Source organism: Nostoc sp. (assembly GCF_036917435.1).
GTDB lineage: Bacteria > Cyanobacteriota > Cyanobacteriia > Cyanobacteriales > Nostocaceae > Nostoc.
The window spans coordinates 114356-135730 of sequence record NZ_JBALDM010000027.1 but is presented as its reverse complement, the minus strand read 5'-3'; the positions used below and the strand labels follow the sequence as shown (position 1 = coordinate 135730).

General features: G+C 42.9%; 21 protein-coding genes and 1 pseudogene. 11 read left to right on the top strand and 11 right to left on the bottom strand.

From position 1 onward, the window contains the following. Window positions 1-80: 80 nt before the first annotated feature. The 3 genes from V7K98_RS11425 to V7K98_RS11415 all read right to left on the bottom strand — a co-directional run bounded on the left by V7K98_RS11425 (window position 81) and on the right by V7K98_RS11415 (window position 2334). Window positions 81-1364 carry a bifunctional folylpolyglutamate synthase/dihydrofolate synthase gene (locus V7K98_RS11425; protein ID WP_335021765.1) on the bottom strand — a complete coding sequence of 428 codons (1284 nt, stop codon included), beginning with the start codon at window positions 1362-1364 and terminating at the stop codon, window positions 81-83. Between the two features lie 114 nt (window positions 1365-1478). Continuing rightward, a complete protein-coding gene (locus tag V7K98_RS11420) occupies window positions 1479-1604 on the bottom strand; it encodes a photosystem II protein Y (protein ID WP_069072075.1) in 126 nt (41 codons plus the stop codon). Window positions 1605-1806: 202 nt separating this feature from the next. Further along, complete coding sequence (locus V7K98_RS11415; RefSeq protein ID WP_335021753.1) at window positions 1807-2334, bottom strand: gamma carbonic anhydrase family protein; 528 nt, start codon at window positions 2332-2334, stop codon at window positions 1807-1809. 239 nt (window positions 2335-2573) lie between these two features. On the opposite strand from V7K98_RS11415, the gene V7K98_RS11410 reads away from it, so the two are divergent. The 9 genes from V7K98_RS11410 (at window position 2574) to accD (ending at window position 12648) form a co-directional block, all read left to right on the top strand. After that, window positions 2574-3086, top strand: a complete 513-nt coding sequence (locus tag V7K98_RS11410) for a TIGR02652 family protein (protein WP_335021751.1) — start codon at window positions 2574-2576, stop codon at window positions 3084-3086. Between the two features lie 152 nt (window positions 3087-3238). Then, window positions 3239-3682, top strand: coding sequence for a VOC family protein (locus tag V7K98_RS11405; RefSeq protein ID WP_335021763.1), 444 nt, complete (start codon window positions 3239-3241; stop codon window positions 3680-3682). Window positions 3683-3976: 294 nt separating this feature from the next. After that, a complete protein-coding gene (locus V7K98_RS11400) occupies window positions 3977-6652 on the top strand; it encodes a M16 family metallopeptidase (protein WP_442940411.1) in 2676 nt (891 codons plus the stop codon). 400 nt (window positions 6653-7052) lie between these two features. Further along, window positions 7053-7577 (top strand): cupredoxin domain-containing protein, encoded by a 525-nt coding sequence (locus V7K98_RS11395; protein ID WP_335021749.1) that lies wholly within the window; start codon window positions 7053-7055, stop codon window positions 7575-7577. Between the two features lie 269 nt (window positions 7578-7846). Then, window positions 7847-8674 carry a type I methionyl aminopeptidase gene (gene map, locus V7K98_RS11390; protein ID WP_335021747.1) on the top strand — a complete coding sequence of 276 codons (828 nt, stop codon included), beginning with the start codon at window positions 7847-7849 and terminating at the stop codon, window positions 8672-8674. Between the two features lie 53 nt (window positions 8675-8727). Beyond that, complete coding sequence (leuB, locus tag V7K98_RS11385; RefSeq protein WP_335021745.1) at window positions 8728-9816, top strand: 3-isopropylmalate dehydrogenase; 1089 nt, start codon at window positions 8728-8730, stop codon at window positions 9814-9816. A gap of 90 nt (window positions 9817-9906) precedes the next feature. Continuing rightward, window positions 9907-10167 (top strand): hypothetical protein, encoded by a 261-nt coding sequence (locus V7K98_RS11380; protein WP_335021743.1) that lies wholly within the window; start codon window positions 9907-9909, stop codon window positions 10165-10167. A gap of 123 nt (window positions 10168-10290) precedes the next feature. Further along, on the top strand, window positions 10291-11139 hold the full coding sequence (locus V7K98_RS11375) for a prepilin peptidase (protein WP_335021742.1): 849 nt from the start codon (window positions 10291-10293) through the stop codon (window positions 11137-11139). Between the two features lie 558 nt (window positions 11140-11697). After that, on the top strand, window positions 11698-12648 hold the full coding sequence (accD, locus tag V7K98_RS11370; protein WP_335021740.1) for an acetyl-CoA carboxylase, carboxyltransferase subunit beta: 951 nt from the start codon (window positions 11698-11700) through the stop codon (window positions 12646-12648). 150 nt (window positions 12649-12798) lie between these two features. On the opposite strand, the gene V7K98_RS11365 is transcribed toward accD, so the two are convergent. Continuing rightward, a complete protein-coding gene (locus V7K98_RS11365) occupies window positions 12799-14214 on the bottom strand; it encodes an MFS transporter (RefSeq protein ID WP_335021738.1) in 1416 nt (471 codons plus the stop codon). Window positions 14215-14607: 393 nt separating this feature from the next. Here V7K98_RS11365 and V7K98_RS11360 point away from each other — a divergent pair. Then, a pseudogene (locus V7K98_RS11360) lies at window positions 14608-15199 on the top strand (hypothetical protein). 66 nt (window positions 15200-15265) lie between these two features. Here V7K98_RS11360 and V7K98_RS11355 read toward each other — a convergent pair. The 7 genes from V7K98_RS11355 to V7K98_RS11325 all read right to left on the bottom strand — a co-directional run bounded on the left by V7K98_RS11355 (window position 15266) and on the right by V7K98_RS11325 (window position 19412). Beyond that, window positions 15266-15784, bottom strand: coding sequence for a YceD family protein (locus V7K98_RS11355; RefSeq protein WP_335021736.1), 519 nt, complete (start codon window positions 15782-15784; stop codon window positions 15266-15268). A gap of 176 nt (window positions 15785-15960) precedes the next feature. Further along, the gene (locus V7K98_RS11350; protein WP_335021735.1) at window positions 15961-16491 is read right to left on the bottom strand and encodes a Jag family protein; all 531 of its coding nucleotides are present in this window, start codon (window positions 16489-16491) and stop codon (window positions 15961-15963) included. Continuing rightward, on the bottom strand, window positions 16488-17639 hold the full coding sequence (gene yidC / locus V7K98_RS11345) for a membrane protein insertase YidC (protein ID WP_335021733.1): 1152 nt from the start codon (window positions 17637-17639) through the stop codon (window positions 16488-16490). The genes V7K98_RS11350 and yidC overlap by 4 nt, the downstream gene beginning before the upstream one ends. A 180-nt stretch (window positions 17640-17819) precedes the next feature. Then, a complete protein-coding gene (locus tag V7K98_RS11340) occupies window positions 17820-18212 on the bottom strand; it encodes a PH domain-containing protein (protein WP_335021731.1) in 393 nt (130 codons plus the stop codon). After that, window positions 18199-18621, bottom strand: a complete 423-nt coding sequence (gene rnpA, locus V7K98_RS11335; protein WP_335021729.1) for a ribonuclease P protein component — start codon at window positions 18619-18621, stop codon at window positions 18199-18201. Before rnpA ends, V7K98_RS11340 begins: the two co-directional genes overlap by 14 nt. Window positions 18622-18646: 25 nt before the next feature. Next, window positions 18647-18781 (bottom strand): 50S ribosomal protein L34, encoded by a 135-nt coding sequence (rpmH, locus tag V7K98_RS11330; protein WP_012408291.1) that lies wholly within the window; start codon window positions 18779-18781, stop codon window positions 18647-18649. 118 nt (window positions 18782-18899) lie between these two features. Then, on the bottom strand, window positions 18900-19412 hold the full coding sequence (locus V7K98_RS11325) for a DUF2808 domain-containing protein (protein WP_335021727.1): 513 nt from the start codon (window positions 19410-19412) through the stop codon (window positions 18900-18902). Between the two features lie 762 nt (window positions 19413-20174). On the opposite strand from V7K98_RS11325, the gene V7K98_RS11320 reads away from it, so the two are divergent. Next, complete coding sequence (locus tag V7K98_RS11320; protein WP_335021725.1) at window positions 20175-21350, top strand: Re/Si-specific NAD(P)(+) transhydrogenase subunit alpha; 1176 nt, start codon at window positions 20175-20177, stop codon at window positions 21348-21350. Window positions 21351-21375 lie beyond the last annotated feature (25 nt).

Below are 21375 nucleotides of genomic sequence, written 5' to 3'. Positions count from 1 at the left end.
TCCCTATTCCCTATTCCCTATTCCCTATTCCCTATTCCCTATTCCCTATTCCCTATTCCCTATTCCCTATTCCCTATTCCCTATTCCCTATTCCCCATTTGTAAAAAATCGCCTACCAGATAAAGGGAACCACATAAAACGATTAAATCGTCTGTGGTTGAAGTTGCGGCTTTTAGTGCTGTGAATAAATCTGGATGGATTTGGCGATCGCTTAATTTGGGACAGAGGGTGTAAGCTAGGCTTGTTAAGGAGTCGAGATCGGCGGAAGTTCTACCTGGCCAAGATTCTACTGGTATTGGGACTAGAAAAAGGCGATCGCCAGGACGCAACAGGGCGGCAAAAATATCAGCATGATCCTTATCAGCAAACATTCCCATAACCCAAGTGACGGGCTTGGAGTTAGCTGCATCTAAGCTATCGACATACTGGCGAAGAACTTGGGCAGCAGCTGTATTATGAGCGCCATCAAGTAATATTTTATGGTTATTCCAGGTAGCCCATTGCATCCGCCCTGGCCATTGAGTTTTTGCCATGCCCTTAATTATGGCTTCTTCAGAAATCTGCCAACCTTGTTGTTGGAGAATTTCTAAAGCTGCTATTGCCAAAGCTGAATTTGCTAATTGAATTTGTCCCGCTAATGGCAAAGGATATTTAATTAATTGAGAATTTTGAAATGTTTCATAAGCTGCCCATCCTGTAGCGATTTGACGGGCGGGTTGAGGCGTAAAAATCGGGCATTCTAATTCTAAAGCACGCGATCGCACAACTTCTTCTGCATCCGATGGTAATTGCCCAACTACAACAGGGCATCCAGGTTTGAGAATACCTGCTTTTTCTCTAGCAATATCCGCGACGGTGGGGCCGAGTTGCTGCCAATGTTCCCGGCTAATAGAAGTGATGATAGTAACCAAAGGTTCTAAGCAGACATTGGTTGCATCTAAGCGCCCTCCTAGTCCGACTTCTACCACAGCTACATCTACTTGCTGCTGGGAAAAATATAACCAAGCAGCCGCCGTAATTACTTCAAACTGAGTTGCCGATTCGTCATCAGGGCGAATCAATCCTTGGACTTTTTCTAATAATTGGCTCAATTCCTCTGAGGAAATCGCCTGTTCATTCAAACAAATACGTTCTGTCCACTCGACTAAATGCGGTGAAGTGTAGCGTCCTGTACGATAACCAGCCTCAGTGAGTACCGAGGAAAGATAGGCACAGACTGAACCTTTACCATTAGTGCCAGCAACGTGAATTACTGGGACTTGCTGATGAGGATTACCGAGATTTGCCAATAAGTTGATAATGCGATCGAGTCCCAGATGGACACCAAAGCGTTGAAGAGGTTGTATTACAGAATCAATATCCAAAGTGAAAAGAGAGTGGGGATGAGGGGGATGAGGGAGATGAGGGAGACGAGGGGGATGAGGGAATACCCAATGCCCCATGCCCCATGCCCAATGCCCCATGCCCCATTATTGAATTTAAGCTTCTCTATCCAAAAAGCCTTGAATTTGTCTTAAAGCCGCAGCGCCGATATTAAACACTGCCCAGCTAGCGGCAATGGCAACTGGTGCTAAAACGATCGCTATACGGTAATCGATATCCATATCTAGAACCCCTCTTTTAAGTAGAAATTAAAGTTTTGTCAACTGCCCTCATTTTTATTTTTAGCTGAAGTGGTCAATTTTTCCCAAACTATATGTAAAGAATCTTTAAATTATGGGGCATTGGGAACTAGGCATTGAGCATTGGGAATTGGTTTTGCTTCATATCTCCCTCATCTCCCTCATCCTCCCCACTCCCCACTCCCTAAGCCTTGCTAAAGCCGAGATCAGTACCTTTGCCAGCATGAACTAAAGCTAACTTTTGGTAACGTTTAGCGTGTTCAATTAGTTCTGCGGCTTCAGCCTCTGTTAATTGTCGTAACACTTTGCCTGGAATACCTACAACTAGTGACAAAGGCGGTATATTTTTAGTTACGACAGCGCCAGCGCCGATAATGCTACCAGCACCCACTCGTACCCCATCTAAAATCACCGCGCCAATGCCAATCAAACTTCCACGCTCAATGTAAGCGGAATGTATCACAGCGCGATGACCTACAGTAACATGATCTTCTAAAATTGTTGGAAAACCAGGATCGCCATGTAGAATTGCACCATCTTGAATATTTGTGTATTCACCAATTTCAATCCGTTCTACATCTGCCCTCACTACTGCTCCATACCAAATGCTTACCCCTGCTGCTATATTTACCGAACCCATAACAACAGCATTAGCTGCGATGAAGGCAGCTTGAGAAAAATCAGGAGATGTCCAGTAAGAAGCTGTAGACACGATAGAATATGAATATGGTACACAGGAACACTGGAGAAACTCCAACCGTTGAGGCTGGTTGCACCACCAGAATATCACACAGTCAAGCCTCTACGCGGAGGAAAACACTCGTAAAAAATGTTCTTGCTGCAACTCCGTTTCTATGTGGCAATGAGCAAGTAATCCAAAGTGGTGGAGCCTAAGTGTATAATCCAATGCACTAGTGCTGGCGAAGGCAAAATTATGTTTGTATGCACTTCATGATGAATCCAGGCTTTCAGTACCCGATGTTTGGGCCGGAAATACAGTGTCCCCATTGTCGCCAGACTATTCCGGCGCTGACATTAACAGATACCTATTTGTGTCCGCGTCATGGCGCTTTTGAAGCTAATCCTGATAATGGAGAGTTAGTTCATTTGCAATCGGGCCGTCATTGGCGGAGATGGAATAATGAATGGTATAGGCAGCATACTCATCCCGATGGTATTCGGTTTGAAATTCACGAAGCATTAGATAAGCTCTATACCCAAGGCTATCGAGCAACAAAAGTGATTATTGCTCAACGCTATCAGGAATTGATGAGTGGCTATCTAGAACGCAGCACACCTTGGCGTTCTGGACAACCAGAAGTTACAGCTGCTCGACTATATGGCTTACCTGTTGAGTTTAGCCCGGATACCTCAGAAGATCCCTGTTGGGAAGTAATTAATTTTGACCTGGAAAAAGAACCTGGTGTCCCTGTACGCTACCCCTATTTCAGGTTGTTTGAGTAATAGTCTAGTGCTGAGTGCTGAGGGAGGAAAAGTAGTAATTACACTCAATTAAAAAGTTTTTCATTCTGAGAATTTAAGTGTAAACTCTTACTCGGCAATCGTTACGGGCTAAACGCCCCGCTATGGCTAACAGCACTCAGCACTACTTTCTTATGCACCACGCTTCTATTCGGACTGCGAATATTCATCGAGCGATCGCTTTCTACGAGCATTTAGGGTTTACAATCTCGGAACGCTTTACTACAGGCTACACGTTAGCTTGCTGGATGGAAGGATTGGGGGGAAGAATTGAACTGATCCAAATTCCTGAACCAAAGCCAGCCCCAGATGCCTTTACTGACGAGCATTATGTGGGGTACTATCATCTCTCGTTCGATTTAACTGAAATTACACCAGATTTACCTACTTGGTTGACAAGTTTACAAAAACGTGTATTGCTGGCTACTGAGAGTCAAACCGAAGAATTGCAACCCTTGAAGATACTTTTAGAACCGACACAACAGCAAATAGGCGATCGCATTTACGAAGTAGCTTTCATCGCCGATACCGATGGCTTACCTCTAGAATTCATTCGGGTGTTGGCAAAACTGCCATAATTTAGCTTTTGTATTAGCTTCAATGCTAATATATTGTCTTTCTGTATTGTTGCCGAAGTAAAAGATTTTTTTGCCAGATTAAACTGCGATCGCTCACCAAAATAATTATGTAACTTAATTTACAGATATATTTGCTAAGTACATGTATGGATTTTATAGATATTCCTTGCCGTTACTAATTTTAAGCTTATGGCTAGTAGCGTTTTTGTATTGAGCGATCAAACTGCTCATAGCCAACATCCAGCCATATTTAATAAAGAAAAATACTAATTAACCTTGCTAGTAAAAAGAATAATGCCCTCAACCCTGACAGAAAATGTCCGTAAGACAGTGCTGGAAAATGGTCTAACTGTCCTAACAAAGGAAGTGCATACTGCGCCAGTGGTGACGGTGCAGGTGTGGTACAAGGTTGGCTCACGTAACGAAGAACCAGGCGTAAATGGCATTGCCCACCAGTTGGAACACCTGATGTTTAAAGGTACTCTAAACCGTCCGATTCAATTTGGCCGTTTGTTTAGTGCTTTAGGTAGTGATTCCAATGCTTTTACCAGCTATGACCAAACTGCATATTACGGTACTGTGGAACGTAACAAGCTAAAAGCGCTCTTAGTGCTGGAAGCAGACAGAATGCAAAATTCCCAGATTGAGCCAGAACAACTAGCGAGTGAAAAGCGAGTAGTAATTTCGGAATTACAAGGTTACGAAAATAGTCCAGAATATCGCCTCAACCGCGCCGTCATGCAGGCGGTGTTTCCTAATCATGCTTATGGGTTGCCTGTAGGTGGAACTAAAGCTGATGTCGAGAAATTTGAAGTTGAGCAAGTACAAAAATATTACCGTAATTTCTACACTCCCGATAATGCCGTCTTAGTAATTGTTGGAGATTTTCAAACTGCCAATACCCTCGAAACAATTAAAGAAGTATTTGGCAAACTACCAAAGAGGCAGGAGGCAGGAGGCAGGGGGCAGGAGGCAGGAGTTATTTCTCCCTCACTTCCCACTCCCCACTCCCCACTCCCCACTCCCATAGTATTGCGAGAACCCGGAGCAGGACGACTGTTACAAGTTGTGTATCCGCTACCAGATGCGAATCAACCAGATGTACCGGCGCTGGATGTGATGGATTACATTTTTACAGAGGGACGTAATTCTAGACTTTATCAGGCATTGGTAGAATCAGGTTTAGCTAGTGAAGTTACAGCATCTGTCGCCAGTTTGCGAGAATCTGGCTGGTATGAAGTGTTAGTGACGGCTGGATCTAAAAAAGATTTGAAAAAAATTGATTCAGTGTTGAGTCATGCGATCGCTAATGTAGCAGAAAAAGGCGTGACAACTGAGGAAGTAGAACGAGCCAAAACCCAATTAACAGCAGATGTAATTTTAAGTAATCGTGATATCACCTCTCAAGCAATGCGATTGGGTAATGATGAGACAACGGTTGGTGATTATCGCTACACAGACCGCTATTTGGCTGCTGTTCGTTTGGTGAAACCGACGGATGTTGTAGCTGTGATTAACAAATACCTCACAAAAGAAGCTCGGATAGTAGGCTTTTTTGAGCCAACCCAAAAGCAGATAACACGGGTTGGTGACAAACCAGACTCAGCCCAAACTACAGAAAATTTCTCTCCTGGCGTGCCTGTGCTTCCTTCTGAGGTGATGAAATACTTACCGCCTGTAGATTTGGCCACAGATGCGATTGCTCAAGTTTTACCACAGGAATATAAACTTACCAACGGGCTGCGGATATTACTGTTACCTGATAATAGTACTCCCACCGTTACTCTAAGCGGCTACATTCAAGGCGGGACAGAATTTGATCCAGATAATCGAGCGGGATTGGCTGCTTTTGTAGCAGATAACTTGCTAAATGGTACTAAGAGTAAAGATGTTTTAACTATTGCCAAAATCTTGGCAGAACGAGGGGCGAGTCTAAACTTTGAAGTTCATCGTGAAGGTGTGCATATCGAGGGTGATAGTTTAGCAGGGGATTTGCCAATAATTCTGGAGATATTGGCAGATGTTGTTAAAAATAGTACCTTTCCTGCACAAGAATTGGAATTGCATCGCCAACAAACTTTAACTGATTTGCAACAGGAATTAGATGAGCCATCAGAAGTAGCCAAAAGAATATTTGTGCAGTCAATTTATCCGAAAAAACATCCCTTACACACTTTTCCCACAGAGGAAAGTTTACAGCAGATTCACCGCCAAGATGTGATTGATTTCAAAGCTAAACATTATCGCCCAGACACCACAGTGTTGGCACTTGTGGGAGATTTTGATCTAGACAAAGTGCGATCGCTCATTCAAAATGATTTTGGTAATTGGGAAGTTAGCGGTAAAGCACCCACATTGAAATATCCTCCGGTATCAATGCCGCAGAAAATAGTGAGTGTCAACCCAGTTTTACCAGGTAAAGCCCAAGCTGTGACATATATGGGTTTCACAGGCATTAAGCGGTACGATCCTCGGTTTCATGCAGCCTTAGTATTAAACCAGATTTTGGGAGGCGACACCTTATCTAGTAGACTGGGTGCAGAAGTGCGCGATCGCCAAGGCTTGAGCTATGGAATTTATAGCTACTTCCAAGCCGGGAAGAATGCAGGCACATTTTTGATAGAAATGCAAACTAGTCCAGAAGATACTAATCAAGCGATCGCTAGTACCCGTCAAATACTACAGCAAATTCATCAACAAGGTGTCACTTCACACGAAGTAGAGACAGCTAAACGCACCCTCATCAGCCATTACAACGTTTCCTTGGCAAACCCAGAAGAACTAACAGATAGAATTCTGATGAATGAGGTATACGGCTTAGATAAAGTAGAATTGCACACCTTTACTGACAAAATCCAGAAAGTCACCTTTGAGCAAGTTAATCAAGCGGCTCGTGAATTACTTCATCCAGATCAAATCGTAGTCGTTACTGCTGGGCCATCTCTGTTAGCAGAAAAAAGCATTAGGTAGAGATGAGCGCTGGGCATGGATAATATAAATAATAGGTAAAGCCGTTTTTCCCGCTAAGTAAGTGTGTCAAATTAAATATCAAACCTCACCCCGCCTCCGGCTTCCCTCTCCTTACTAAGGCTACGGTGTACATACAAATCGGAGTTACTATATTCAGATCCAGGTTTTACCCCCCTTAATCCCCCCTTGGAAAGGGGGGAAACAAGAAAATCTAGTTCCCTCCCCTTTGCAAGGGGAGGGTTAGGGTGGGGTAATTCGATAACTGGTAGTGATTCGATAACTTGTGTGTACACCTAGCCTTACTAAGGAGAGGGGTTGAGGGTGAGGTTTGATCTTATATTTAATTACGCTTACCTATTAATTGTTCCTGTTCATCAGCATTGCCTTTTGAAAACTAACAATGAAAATTTACAACCATTTATACCAAATTGTAATTACATCTATTACTTTCTCAAATACTTTTAGGCTGCAAATATTACCTCTAAGCTACGTAATATTAACGTTATTATTAAGCTTAAATTTCATCGCTGCAACTCCAGCAATGGCGGCAAATTTGTCTCGTGATTTACTCAAGCAACCAGCGACAGAAATTACAATTAGCTTGGGTAATTCAGCTAACGAACTCAAATTTGAGCCAAATCATCTAGAATTCGAGGCTGGCAAACGCTATCAACTCCGGCTTACCAATCCCAGCCAACTGAAGCACTATTTTACTGCTAAAGACTTTGCCGATGGCATCTGGACACAAAAAGTCCAAGCAGGCAAAGTAGAAATTAAAGGAGCCATTCACGAACTCGAACTCAAACCAGGTGCTGAGGCAGAATGGGTATTTGTACCCTTGAAATCTGGTACTTATAGCTTACGTTGTCCAATAGCGGGACATACGGAAGCAGGAATGATTGGAGAAATTGCCATCAAGAATTAAAAATTATTCGACTCAGTATTTAATAGCCGTCTAATGTTTCTATTAAAGATAATTGAGCTAAATCGTCAAAAAATAAGTTAGGGCGATTTTGCTTGAAGTCTAAAAAATCACAAGTATGTGAATATGTTATTCTGTATACATTAGCGACTCAACAGCGAGAATCCCAATCGGGGATTGAAATAACTTAAATTATAGATATTATTTCTCAAGTAATCTAGAGAAAGCATTCATACTTCATCGGCAAAGCCACCAGTAATTATTCATTTCCTATGAACATTTTCAGTAACTTACTTTCTCAAACAACTCTGCCTACAACATCAAAAAAAAAGGGACGAGGAATTGAAATTAAATCGTCGCGTGAAATTGAAATCATGCGACAATCATCAGCAATTGTGGCAACTGTCCTTAAAGAGATTTCCGAGCTAGTAAAGCCAGGAATGACAACGGCTGATTTGGATGCTCACGCAGAAAAACGTATCCGCGAAATGGGAGCAACACCGAGTTTTAAAGGATATCACGGTTTTCCGGGTTCTATCTGCTCCAGCATTAATAATGAAGCAGTGCATGGCATTCCTAGCCCCAAGAAAGTAATTCGCGTGGGGGATGTCTTAAAAGTAGACACGGGCGCTTATTACCAAGGCTTTCATGGTGATTCTTGCATTTCAATTGCTGTCGGTGAAGTGACAGAAGAAGCTGCTAAATTAATTCGCGTAGCAGAAGAAGCTTTATTTAAGGGCATCGAACAAGTAAAAGCTGGTGTATACCTGCTTGACTTAGCTGGAGCAATTGAAGACCATGTGAAAGCTAACGGTTTTAGTATAGTCGAAGAATTCACTGGACATGGTGTCGGACGTAATCTACACGAAGAACCTTCAGTATTCAACTACCGTACCCGCGAGATGCCAAATGTTAAACTCCGTGCGGGAATGACGCTAGCAATTGAGCCAATTTTAAATGCGGGTTCTAGACATACCCGGACATTATCTGATCGTTGGACAGCAGTCACTGTGGATAATTCTTTGTCCGCTCAGTTTGAGCATACAGTTTTGGTGACAGAGACTGGTTATGAAATTTTGACTGACCGTTCTAAGGTGTAATTGTCAAAGGTATGATATTTAATTTGCAAGCATTTACTCAGTAATAACCAGCTATGACCCAGAACTACCGCATTACTCTACTCCCCGGCGATGGCATTGGCCCTGAAATTATGGCAGTGGCGGTAGATGTGCTGAAAGTCGTAGGGGAGCAATTCGATCTGAAGTTTGAATTCCAAGAAGCCCTCATCGGTGGTGCAGCAATTGATGCTACAGGAGAACCCTTACCATCTGTCACTCTAGAAGCTTGTCGTAACAGTGATGCTGTCTTACTCGCAGCAATTGGTGGCTATAAGTGGGATTCTCTGCCATCTAATTTACGTCCAGAAGCAGGTTTGTTAGGGCTACGCGCAGGTTTAGGATTATTTGCCAATTTACGCCCAGCAAAAATTTTGCCCCAGCTAATTGATGCCTCAAGTTTGAAACGCGAAATTGTGGAAGGTGTAGATATTATGGTGGTGCGCGAACTCACTGGTGGGATTTACTTTGGTAAGCCTAAAGGGATTTTTGCCACAGAAACCGGTGAAAAACGCGGTGTAAATACAATGGTTTACACAGAGTCAGAAATTGAACGCATTGGGAGGGTGGCCTTTGAGGCAGCTAGAAAACGCGGTGGAAAACTTTGTTCGGTGGATAAGGCGAACGTATTAGAAGTATCTCAGTTGTGGCGCGATCGCATCACCCAACTTTCACAAGAATATCCAGACATCGAACTCTCTCATTTATATGTAGATAATGCTGCTATGCAGTTAGTACGCGCTCCTAAGCAGTTCGACACCATTGTTACAGGCAATTTGTTTGGCGATATTCTCTCTGATGCTGCTGCCATGCTTACCGGTAGTATTGGGATGTTACCCTCAGCTAGCTTGGGTGCTTCCGGGCCTGGTGTGTTTGAACCAGTTCATGGTTCGGCCCCAGATATTGCCGGACTTGATAAAGCAAATCCTCTAGCACAGGTGTTGAGTGCAGCGATGATGCTACGCTACGCCTTAGACCAACCGAAAGCAGCAGATCATATCGAACAAGCCGTATTGCAAGTTTTAGAACAAGGCGATCGCACCGGGGATATAATTTCTCCAGGAAAAAACCTCCTTGGTTGCCGCGCTATGGGAGAATCACTCATTAAGGCTACTAAACAAAAATAATTTTGTGGGTCAACTTAGGCAATTTGGCAACCTTTGTTATAAGTTTCGGGTAGACTAAAGTGAAATCTAGCAATCAAATAACAGTCGATAGTGTACGCATTACGACAAGCACAAGTAAATTTTACCGCCCCAAAGAACCAATCGCCTTTGATTGATCCTGCTGTAATCAGAGCTGCTGGGCAGATATACTATACTCACTGTGAAGTTCATCCCGAAATCGCTGGGCAACCTTCCGGTGTAGCAATTAATCGTGTTAATCATCGAGGTAAGGTTATTTTTACTAACCAACCAGTTCTTTTACCTCAAGAGTGTTTTGTACCCTTAAGTCAAATTGAATCACATATCTATTAGTCATTGGTCATTGGTCATTAGTCATTGGTCATTAGTCATTAGTTCTCGACAAAGGACTAATGACAAAAGACAAAAGATAAACGACAAATGACACAGGACTAATGACAAAGGACAATTGACTGTATGGACATTTTGTTCGCTATTCCAGCGAGTGTAATAGTCTTTGCTTTGGGTGCATCTATTGGTAGTTTTCTCAACGTTATTGTTTATCGGCTACCTGCTGGGTTGTCAATTCTTTGGCCGCCTTCTCGTTGTCCTAAATGCTTAAATCAGCTAAAAGCCTACGATAATGTACCAGTTTTCGGCTGGATTTCATTAAAAGGGCGGTGTAGATATTGCAAAAGCAAAATTTCTGTCCGTTATCCCATAGTAGAAGGGGTGACGGGCATAATTTTTTTACTGATTTTTTTAGTATTTCAAGTTTCGACTTTCACAATAGGCTATTGGGCTTTTTGTAGTTGGTTATTGGCACTATCGCTTATCGATCTGGATACAATGACCTTACCTAATCCACTTACTCAGTCGGGTTTAGTGGTAGGAATTTTATTCCAAATGGCCGTTGGTTATCTACCAGAAGGAAGTTTTGTCGCATTGGTAAATCACCTTATGATGGCGATAGTCGGTGCAGTAATCGGCTTATGGCTATTTGATGCGATCGCCCTATTGGGTTCAATTGCCTTTAGGAAAACTGCAATGGGCGCAGGTGATGCCAAGTTAGCAGCCATGATGGGAGCCTGGTTAGGCTGGAAATATTTGCTGTTAGCTAGTTTTATTGCCTGTGCGCTGGGAGCTTTAATTGGTAGTGCTGTTATTATGCGTAGACGCAAAACTACCAGTCAAGAGACATCAAGACAAAGGCTAGGACAAAAAATGCCTTTTGGGCCTTTTCTCGCGTTAGGATCTCTGATTACCCTCTTTAGCGGCGAAGCCATTTTGTCTAGCTACCTGCGGTTATTTTTTTTACCCTCTTGAATTGGAGTAGGGAGTAGGGAGTAGGGAGATGAGACAAGGAAATAACCAATGCCCAATGCCCAATGCCCAATGCCCAATTTCTAATAACCTTTCATAAGAAATATTTATAATTTGTGACTGTAACCAACATTACCCCATCGTCCCTTCATATTTTGATAATATTCTGCTTGTGACTTGTATTACCCTCTTGACGACGATTAACCGTTGGTAAACATAACTAGTGCAACAGATGCCCATCGGTCATAACCTAGCAATACGAATCATTGATTTGGGTGGGAGAGGGAGAACATCTTATTTGGAGGTTAGTATTCTCATGGCTTTGTCAGTACGTCAATATAATTAAGTCTGCTGGAAAAAAGAGCAGGAGACTTGTATTGGTATAAGTATTTTCGTTAAGCTGGCAACCAAAGATGATAATTAAGGTCTGAATTGCTTAAAAGCGTAGTTTGACGATGTAGTAATTAGTCATTAAGCAAAGACAAATGACTCATGACTAAAAACAACCCAATACGGTTTGATATGTTTTCGACCTCATACCCACTTAAAATAAAATAAAAAATGGCTAACAACGAAGAATCGCGTGGTTTAAAGTCTCTATTTGATTGGTTTGCAAATCGACGGAAATCAGGATCTACCAGCCTCGAACGCCAAGAGCGTGAAATTGCTGATGGTCTGTGGCATAAATGTTCTAAGTGTGGTGTGTTGGCATACACAAAAGACCTGAAAGCCAATCAGATGGTTTGTATCGAATGTGGTCATCATAATCGGGTAGATAGCGATGAGCGCATCCGTCAATTGATAGATAATAATACCTGGAAGCCTCTAGACGAGCATTTGCGTCCAACCGATCCGTTAGGATTTCGCGATCGCAAACTCTACAGCGATCGCTTGCGGGAAACACAAGATAAAATTGGCTTAATAGACGCAGTTCACACTGGTTTAGGTCAAATTAATAGTTTGCCCATTGCCCTTGGAGTTATGGATTTCCGCTTTATGGGTGGTAGTATGGGTTCGGTTGTGGGAGAAAAACTCACCCGGATGATTGAGCAAGCTACTCAACGGCGATATCCTGTAGTGATCGTTTGCACCTCTGGCGGCGCGAGAATGCAAGAAGGAATGCTTTCGTTGATGCAGATGGCGAAAATCTCCGCAGCCTTACAGCGTCATAGAGACGCGCGACTATTATATATTCCCGTTTTGACCAATCCCACAACAGGCGGCGTTACTGCAAGTTTTGCAATGTTAGGCGATATTATTTTGGCAGAACCCAAAGCAACAATTGGTTTTGCCGGTCGGCGAGTGATTGAGCAAACCTTACGAGAAAAACTGCCCGAAAATTTTCAGACTGCTGAAGATTTGCTCCTGCATGGTTTTGTTGACGATATCGTACCCCGTACCCAATTAAAGAATACCTTAACCCAACTGATTGCTCTACACCAGCCCGTACTAACACCACCTCACATGGTTTTGTGGGAAACAATGTCTTTGACTTCTACCGCCGCAGAATAGAATATTGGGCATGGGGCATGGGGCATGGGGCATGGGGCATGGGGCATGGGGCATAGGGCATTGAGTATTAGTTCTTTCTTCCCCTGCTTCCCCTACTCCCTCATCTCCCTCATCTCCCTCATCTCCCTCATCTCCCCACTCCCCACTCCCTCACCTTCCCGGCTCTTTGACAAAAACTAGTGGAACAAGTGCTACTAGTCGAAATAGGCTAGAGAGGGCAAACAACCCTAGTAAGCCTCCAAATTGAGCGAATTGGACGATGAAGCTGCCTATGGTTGCACCTAAAGCACCACTTGCTCCAGCAACGGCAGCTGCTGTCGCAAAATAGATAGACTGATTTTGAGTTGGTGCGATCGCTAATTGTATATTGTTGCTGCACAAATCAATCGCCGCCCAAGTACCTCCAGCCAAGATGTGTAACAGAGGTAGCCACAACCAGACATCAAGGCGATTAGCACCAATCCCCAGCCATAGCACTGGTGTAGCTGCAACCAAAATTCCAATACAGATGAGGATGGGACGATTACCTATCTTGTCTGCTAATTTTCCCCATAGAATCAGCATTAGCAAAGTTGCCGCCGCCTGAAGACTGTTGTAGATAGTCACATAACTTACATCTAAATCCAGCGTGTCCAGCATGTAGAGGTTGAAAAAAGGAGCGCTGAGATTAACAGCAAGATTCCAAAAGCTGAAATACAATAAAAATCTCAAAAAGTTAGAGTTTTTCCAGATGCTACTAGTTAACTGGCCTTGTGGCGGACAAATTGATTGAAGTACTTCAGAAGCTTCATCTTTTGCAACCTCTGGCTGAATCTCACTTGTTTGAAGTAACTTGCCACAATATGTATTTTGCAAACACGGATTCATATCCACTTGGAAATACTGACATCCCAATCCCGCAATTCCAAGCACGATGCTTATTAACAAAACTATCCCATAGCCTTGTAGAGTTCCGCCATACCAATGTGATACAGCTAAACCAGCCATTGGTACGCAAATCAAATTGGTGAGGTTAGCAGCACTATTGCGTGTCCCAAAATATCTGCCTCGCAATCGCCGGGGAACTATCATTGCTACCCAACTTAGCCACGATGCGGTTCCTAGTCCTCCCAAAAGATTGCTGAATAGGACAATCAAGAGTGTCAATATCACTAAGTGGTGAGTATTAATCACTCCCAAGCTTACGCCTACAATACCAATTACTAGAACCAGCCATAAGAGTCGTTCAATTCCGTGTGTACGAAGAGAATATTGAAAACGGCTGGTGCTGCGTTCAGACAAGTAAGCACCCAACGGCTGAATAAGATTAACCAACATGGGGATAGAAGACAGCATCCCAAATACCACGGGACTAGCACCCAATTCCACCAAGAAGTTGCTGAGTAAAATCCCGCCAGTTCCAAGAGAGTAAACTGCTGCTAAGACAGAATCCGCAGTGGAGGCTTTTAAACTTGTGCGAATCGCATCCTTGGGAATTCGAGAGGTTGGATAAATTGCTGTTGCTGGTGAAGAAATCTGGGAAATTTTCATCAGTGGCGCAGTTGTTTCAACCTGAACAAAATCCATAATGTATGTTTATCAGTAAAGCATCCTGATACAAATCCGGTTGTCGAAAAACTTAGTATGCTTTTATTAGCATTCTTAATATAGCGTTTCCTAATCAGATGAGGTACATCATAGCCCCCTCATCGCTTGCAGGGAGGGGGTTGGGGGTGAGGTTCAGTACCTACTCAACTGAGAACCGCTATAAGTTTTCGTTATTCTAGCTTGCAATTTTCAACAAAAATTTTAGATAAGTAAATACAGCAGATTGCAACTTGGTGAGGTACAGATCATCGTAGGGGCACAACATGTTGTGCCCCTACCCGTGTACTTCATTTACTGGCAATACGCTGTATCACTCCTTAATAACAGAAGGTACAAGTGATTAAAAAAAGGTTGTTTCATTTTTTAGGATTGATGATAGCGATCGCGATCATTGCTTGTCAAAGCCTACAATTACCAAGCAAACCCTTATCCTCTAACCCAATCAGCATCAAACTCAGTGGCTGGGGAGGTTCTCCTGTTGAGCAAAAACTTTTGAGACAGGTATTGCAAAACTTTGAGACAAAGCATCCAACTATTAAGGTCAAATATGAGGTAATTTCTGACCAATACATGGATGTCATCAAAACTCGTTTAGTTGGGGAAGCAGCACCCGATGTCTTTTATCTCGATGCCCTAGAAGCTCAAGCACAAAGCCGAAGCTTGGGAGTTGATTTCTTATCTCACGGGTAAAGAAGGGATGCAGAAGTGGACAGGAACAGGGTTTGTTTTGCCAACACGTAAATCAGTGGCAAAGAATTTGGGTTATGACCAAGATTCACTGCGATCGCTATTAGTGGCAGGAGTGGATTATGCTACACCTTGGCAGGTGGGTAAATATTCAAGTGCGATGGTCAATAACTTTGATAACCAGTTTGTCAGCGCCTTGTTGGGACAGCAACCATTAAAGCAGGCGATGATGAAGGCACAGAATGAAGCTAATCAACAAATCAAAGCAATGGATTAATAAGCCTGTATAGACAGGCTTAGTTAGTGTAGGTGCAGACTGAAGTCTGACGGAATTATCAAATTACTATCCTGGAAGTTGCTTTTTCAAAGCTTCCAGAGAAGCCCAACGGTTATCGACTAGAGTTTCAGAACTATCAGAACTATCAACAGTACTACTTACAGGAATACCTGGACAATTGCGATCGCACAATTGACGCTGAGGTACTGCTAAACACATCTGCTCATACAACCATTCGTTAGGATAAAAATAACCATCGGGTGGCAGAGTTTCAAGCAACTCTTCCATAACTACTTCCCTTTCTAGGGGCAAGTCATTTACTTGATTTGCAATTTCGTCTAACCAGATGATTTCTTTCGTATCAAGTCCTAAGCGGCGATTGTATTGCTGTAAACATCGGTTGCAGCTACAAGTAATAATTGTTTCCGCCTGAGCAGATACTTCCAGGTAACTGCCATGATGCTGCACACGCACATGACCGCGAACTGGTGTCAACGTTTCCAGACCAGGCAGAAATTCCTCAACTTGAACTTCCTCTGTCCGCTCCGGGGCTTTGGTTAGCTGCGGAATATAAATTGCGTCCATAGGATTTGTGAGATATCCTCACGAAAATGAATGGTCATTATCAGCAATAATACTGATACTACATCTTTATTTTAGCTTTTAGGAACAAGAGAAATTTTGAAATTATATTGAGCTTTCAATTAACCCTTGTACAGACGCGATTAATCGCGTCTCTCCTCACCCTTGTACAGACGCGATTAATCGCGTCTCTCTTCTTCTAAAGAAACTGGTTGCACAACCAGATGGCGATGCGGCTCTTTGCCGCGACTGAAGGTTTCCAAATCTCCAAATTCCTTCAAGAAGGTATGGATTTGTCGCCTTTCAGCAGAACTAAGCGATTTGATTTCCACTTCTCTACCAGAAAAGCGCACTTCATCGGCTGCTGCTTCTGCTAATGCGCGAATTTCGGCTTCTCTTTTGACCCGGTAGCCATTCAATTCAATGGTGTAAGAGGCTTGTTCCTCTGGTGGTTGGCTCAGATTAAGAACCGAATTTGCTAGATACTGAATCGCATCTAGCACGGAACCATCAGTACCAATTAATACCTGGATTTGTTCTGTTGTCAGATTAGTTTGATCGATTGTCAACCAGTAATTATCTGGTTCTGGGGAATCGCTGTCTTGAGACTGGGGAGTTTCTAAATTACCCTGAATCTCAGCAGGTACTCCAGTGAGTTCCAGCAGGGTTTTTAACCACTGCTGACCTCGCTGCATCGAAATGTTGCTCATGATCCCCCTGTGGCCTTTTTCTTAGAACTTTTCGGTTCAAATGGCAATGTTTTTTGTTCTGTTACTACTGCTTCTTTCTCCTGAGTTTCTACGATTTTTTGTAGTTCTTCTGGTAGAGGTTCGCGGGAAAGAAGATAAGTTTGTGCAGTTTGGAAAATATTACCAATCACCATATACATCAACACCCCGGCTGGTAGGGGGAAGAACAAAAACATTCCAGAAAAGATAACTGGAGTGATTTTGTTAACTGTATCCTGCTGCGGATTGCCACCACTGGAATTTTGCCCCGATAGCATTTGGCTAACATAAAGGCTGATTCCAAAGAAGACAATCATGGCGACAATATCCCAGTGGATTGTACCATCTGGATCTTGAGCGCCAACCCTGCCTAAAGCATCAATGAATAAAAAGCCTTTTTCTGCTGCTAATCCGGGGATTGTTCCTTGAATGCTAACATCTCCCGGTTGCAAGGCTTCTACATTGCCCTCAGCATCAATTTTTATCCGTTCTTCGCCTTTGGTGATTTTCCAATCAGGAGTTAGCTTATTTTCTGGATGTTCCGCTAAAAGTACCTGAAATGGTTTACCCTCAACAGTCTGATATTGAATTTTAGTATGTTCTCCAACGGCCAGTTTGCTACCACTGGGAAGGATTGCAGCTACTTTAACGTGTTCGCCATCAGCAACATAAATATTTTGAGCAGCAGTGGCAAAGGCTTGCGGTTGAATTTGCTCGATTTGTTCTGAGGGAAGGATTTGCAAGTTAACGCTGTAGTTTGCACCTGCAAAAGGCGAACCCCGCAAAGTGGCAAACAGCGCTAATAAGACCGGCATTTGTACTAATAATGGAAAACAGCCTGCTAAGGGGTTGCCAAATTCTTTTTGAACATTGACCATTTCCTCTTGCTGCTTTTGCGGTTCATCCTTATAGCGCTCTTTAATTTCTGCCATCCGCTTCTGCATCAGAGGTTGTACAATTCGCATCTTCCGCATGTTACGAATTGAGCCAGCACTCAGGGGATAGAGCGCGAAGCGGACTATCAATGTCAAAGCAACGATCGCTAATCCGTAGCTCGGAAATATACCATAGAAAAAATCTATGATTGGCAGCATCACGTTGTTCGAGAGAAAGCCGATACCAAAATCCATTATTCTGAATTCAACCTGAGGTACTGTAAACTGAATCTAATTTATCTAAATCATAAATTATGTGCGACTACCCTTCGCTACGGATAGCCGCACAATTAAATTGGGAATTGGGCATGGAGCATTGGGCATGGGGCATGGAGCATTGGGCATTGGTTCTTCTCCCTCTGCTTCCTCTGCTCATCACTTGTTAGCAGCCACGGTATATTCGGGATTTTTCGCAGCAATTCTTTCGTTAATGTAGTCATAGACTTCTCTGAACTTGGGAATTGCACGCAATTCGAGACGACTGCCGTTTTTTAGAGTTAGCACCATATCTCCCCACAAGCCAATGCCACGGGGGATTGTGACAACTTTGACAATTTCTGAGTAAATTATGTCAGTGCGATCGCGCCCCTGCCAACCTCCAATCACGGTAACTCGGCGATCGGTGATGCGAAAACGCAGCCACAATGCTCTGACAATTGCCCCAACTGTTAATGGTATCCCCACAATGGTTAGCCCAACTATCAGGTTGACAATTAAATCCCCAATATGGGGGCCACCTTCATAATAGACATCTTCACGAATTCCCATCGAACACCTCAGCTTGTGCCAACAACTGCTCTAATTCTTGCAGAAATTGTGGGCTTACGCACTTAGATTCTGCTGCTGTGGGTTTAACAATGAACACTAACCGCCATCCTGGTGATAATTTGGGCAGTAAATTATATAAAGCAGAAGTAATTTGCCGCTTGATTCGGTTACGAACCACTGCCCTTTTGCTGACTTTTGTACTTATGGAAATACCAATCCGCGTGCTGGGAAGATGTATTAACTCAATTGCTTGTGTAGTCTTGGTGGCAGTTTCCAAAGAAGGTTGTCTTGAACACAACGGCTTTAAGGCTCTCAATGTTAAATAAGAGCCGTTACGCCGAATTCCTTCACGGAAAACTGCCTGAAAATCCTTGCGGGATTTTAGCCGATTTGCTTTAGGCAAAGGCACAGATACTCTTTTAGCTCAATATGCCCTAAACGCTCAAACGATGACGACCCTTTTTTCTCCTAGCTCTAATCACGTTTCTACCATCTGGTGTCCGCATTCTGGCACGAAAACCAGAGGTTCTTTTTCTCTTACGGCTAGTGCCGCCTAGTGTTCTTTTCATACTGTTCTCCTCTTAGGTGATTTTTATAAAAACTCACAATCTCTAATTGTATCACTTTTTTTGTGAATTGGGCATTGGGCATTGGGCATTGATTAAACCCACTCAGCACTCAGCACTTTTAATTGATGCTCAAAATCCATGTTCCCATGTAGCGCAATAGTGGGACATCGCCTGGGGAAAGCACTTGACAGTTAAAGTAGTAGACTCCCCCGAAGGATGGGTTTTTGACGTTAGATAAGACTACCTCAACTGCGCTACCTGCTGGTACTGGCTCTTGAGGAAAAATATTAATCAGCCTGCCTTCTTTGTCCCACTTCACCTCAGAAAGCGGAACTGCTTTACCTTTGACTCTAACTTCAATTTTTTTCTGGTCAAAAGTTCCTTTGTAATAATTAGGGTAGTTAATGGCAATTTGACCAACTGCCAATTTCATCCTTTTCGCTGGAATCCTTAATATATATCGATCCCAACCATTAGCTTGTCCACCAAAATCTAACCGGAAGGGTAGTTGATTTTCGGCTTTTACGCCGCTAAATAGCGTAAATCCAGGTAAACTTTGTCCCCAAGTCAGGACTGGAAATCCAGCCACTAAACAGCTAGTCACTGCTAAAGCGGAAAGGAAACGTCGCATAATTAAGCTTTCTCCACCAAAAAATAAATCTGTTATCTAAAAATAACTGTGTGTTAGTATTCGTTACTAAAGTTTACTACTGACTTCCTGACAATTGACGTTCAGTAACAACAAAAAGTGCCATTATCCTTAATGTTTGAACGACAGTAAAATTGCTTAGTAAGAAATTTTACATATAATCAATTTGCTTTATTACCCTTATAGAATGCTGATTTGATGACTAGGTTAGTCAAATTTTGAACTAAATAGAAACACATTTGGGATTTGATTATATTTCTAAATATGTATAAGTGTATCTAAATTTGAGAATTTTGTTATAAAAATTGAGGTGTGGCATCAGCGATCGCCAGTTAAGTTGGGCTAGATTGATTAAAATAAGTTGGAATCGAAGTTGTAATCATTAAAATTTGATTGGGAAATTATCAAGCTTCAAAAATTCTGTCAATATTACTCTATAAGAAAGGAATACCAAAATTTCTTAATCCCGAAAATAAGCTGAAGATAAAGATGCAAAATTTGGGAATCAATTTAGGATGTGCAATACATAACCCTGTTTGCAACTATCTGAAAATATGACATCTGCGATCGGCAAAGTCAGGCTTTGCCTGGACAGCTAAGAGTAGGAGAGGAAAGTTTCAAGGTTCAATCTAGAAGTAAAAGTCATGGCTGATGTTGCTGCCTAAGTACTATAAGTGCGGGTTATCCCTTATCTAGACAATCACTTACTTGGCAGAGATTAGGTATTTATCTTCAGGAGATTTCATGAGAATAGCAGTTGCTAAAGAAATTGAAGTTTGTGAACGTCGTGTGGCATTAATTCCTGACACTGTTGCTCGATTGGTAAAACAAGGTTTGGAAGTTTGGGTAGAAACAGGTGCAGGAGAGCGATCTTTTTTCAGCGATCCAGATTATGAAGCCGCAGGAGCCACAATAATCAGCGATACTGCTAAATTATGGGGCGAAACAGATATTTTGCTGAAAGTCAGCCCACCACAAGAACGAGAAGATGGACGTTCAGAAGTTGATTTGTTAAAGGAAGGGGCTGTATTAATCAGTTTCCTCAATCCTTTGGGAAATCCTGTTGTAGCACAGCAACTAGCAAATCGGAAAGTCACAGCCTTGAGTATGGAAATGATTCCCCGTACCACTAGGGCGCAAAGTATGGATGCTTTGTCCTCACAAGCTTCATTAGCAGGTTACAAGGCAGTATTGATTGCGGCAGCTGCATTACCGAAATATTTCCCAATGCTGACAACAGCCGCAGGAACGATCGCACCAGCGAAAGTATTTATTATGGGCGCTGGTGTAGCAGGATTGCAAGCGATCGCTACCGCCAGACGTTTGGGTGCGGTAGTAGAAGCCTTTGATATCCGTCCCGCCGTTAAAGAAGAAGTGCAAAGCTTAGGGGCAAAATTCGTTGAAGTCAAATTAGACGAAGAAACCGTTGCTGCTGGTGGTTACGCCAAGGAAATCTCTGAGGCTAGCAAACAACGCACTCAAGAAGTTGTCGCCGAACACGTCAAAAATTCTGATGTGGTAATTACCACCGCCCAAGTTCCTGGAAGACAAGCACCACGGCTAGTTACAGAAGAAATGGTGGCACAAATGAAACCCGGTTCTGTGATTGTGGATTTGGCTGCGGAACAGGGTGGTAACTGCGCCTGTACACAAGCAGGTAAAGATATTGTGTGGAACGGGGTGACAATCATCGGCCCGATCAATCTCCCATCATCGATGCCAATTCACGCCAGCCAATTGTATGCAAAAAACGTAACTTCGTTAATGCAACTGCTAATTAACAAAGACAAAGCTTTGCATGTGGACTTTAGCGACGACATCGTTGATGCAGCTTGCGTTACCCACGCTGGTGAAATTCGCAATCAACGAGTGCGGGATGCGCTACAAGCTTTGAGTACTCAACAATCGGCGGTTAATTAGGGATGAAGGAGATGAGGGGGATGAG

Bases quoted from the DNA above. Each gene is read 5' to 3' on its own strand.
- V7K98_RS11420 (WP_069072075.1), bottom strand. From the start codon at position 1,604: ATGGATATCGATTACCGTATAGCGATCGTTTTAGCACCAGTTGCCATT.
- V7K98_RS11410 (WP_335021751.1), top strand. From the start codon at position 2,574: ATGATGAATCCAGGCTTTCAGTACCCGATGTTTGGGCCGGAAATACAG.
- V7K98_RS11405 (WP_335021763.1), top strand. From the start codon at position 3,239: ATGCACCACGCTTCTATTCGGACTGCGAATATTCATCGAGCGATCGCT.
- V7K98_RS11400 (WP_442940411.1), top strand. From the start codon at position 3,977: ATGCCCTCAACCCTGACAGAAAATGTCCGTAAGACAGTGCTGGAAAAT.
- V7K98_RS11395 (WP_335021749.1), top strand. From the start codon at position 7,053: ATGAAAATTTACAACCATTTATACCAAATTGTAATTACATCTATTACT.
- map (WP_335021747.1), top strand. From the start codon at position 7,847: ATGAACATTTTCAGTAACTTACTTTCTCAAACAACTCTGCCTACAACA.
- leuB (WP_335021745.1), top strand. From the start codon at position 8,728: ATGACCCAGAACTACCGCATTACTCTACTCCCCGGCGATGGCATTGGC.
- V7K98_RS11375 (WP_335021742.1), top strand. From the start codon at position 10,291: ATGGACATTTTGTTCGCTATTCCAGCGAGTGTAATAGTCTTTGCTTTG.
- accD (WP_335021740.1), top strand. From the start codon at position 11,698: ATGGCTAACAACGAAGAATCGCGTGGTTTAAAGTCTCTATTTGATTGG.
- V7K98_RS11365 (WP_335021738.1), bottom strand. From the start codon at position 14,214: ATGGATTTTGTTCAGGTTGAAACAACTGCGCCACTGATGAAAATTTCC.
- V7K98_RS11355 (WP_335021736.1), bottom strand. From the start codon at position 15,784: ATGGACGCAATTTATATTCCGCAGCTAACCAAAGCCCCGGAGCGGACA.
- V7K98_RS11350 (WP_335021735.1), bottom strand. From the start codon at position 16,491: ATGAGCAACATTTCGATGCAGCGAGGTCAGCAGTGGTTAAAAACCCTG.
- yidC (WP_335021733.1), bottom strand. From the start codon at position 17,639: ATGGATTTTGGTATCGGCTTTCTCTCGAACAACGTGATGCTGCCAATC.
- V7K98_RS11340 (WP_335021731.1), bottom strand. From the start codon at position 18,212: ATGGGAATTCGTGAAGATGTCTATTATGAAGGTGGCCCCCATATTGGG.
- rpmH (WP_012408291.1), bottom strand. From the start codon at position 18,781: ATGAAAAGAACACTAGGCGGCACTAGCCGTAAGAGAAAAAGAACCTCT.
- V7K98_RS11325 (WP_335021727.1), bottom strand. From the start codon at position 19,412: ATGCGACGTTTCCTTTCCGCTTTAGCAGTGACTAGCTGTTTAGTGGCT.
- V7K98_RS11320 (WP_335021725.1), top strand. From the start codon at position 20,175: ATGAGAATAGCAGTTGCTAAAGAAATTGAAGTTTGTGAACGTCGTGTG.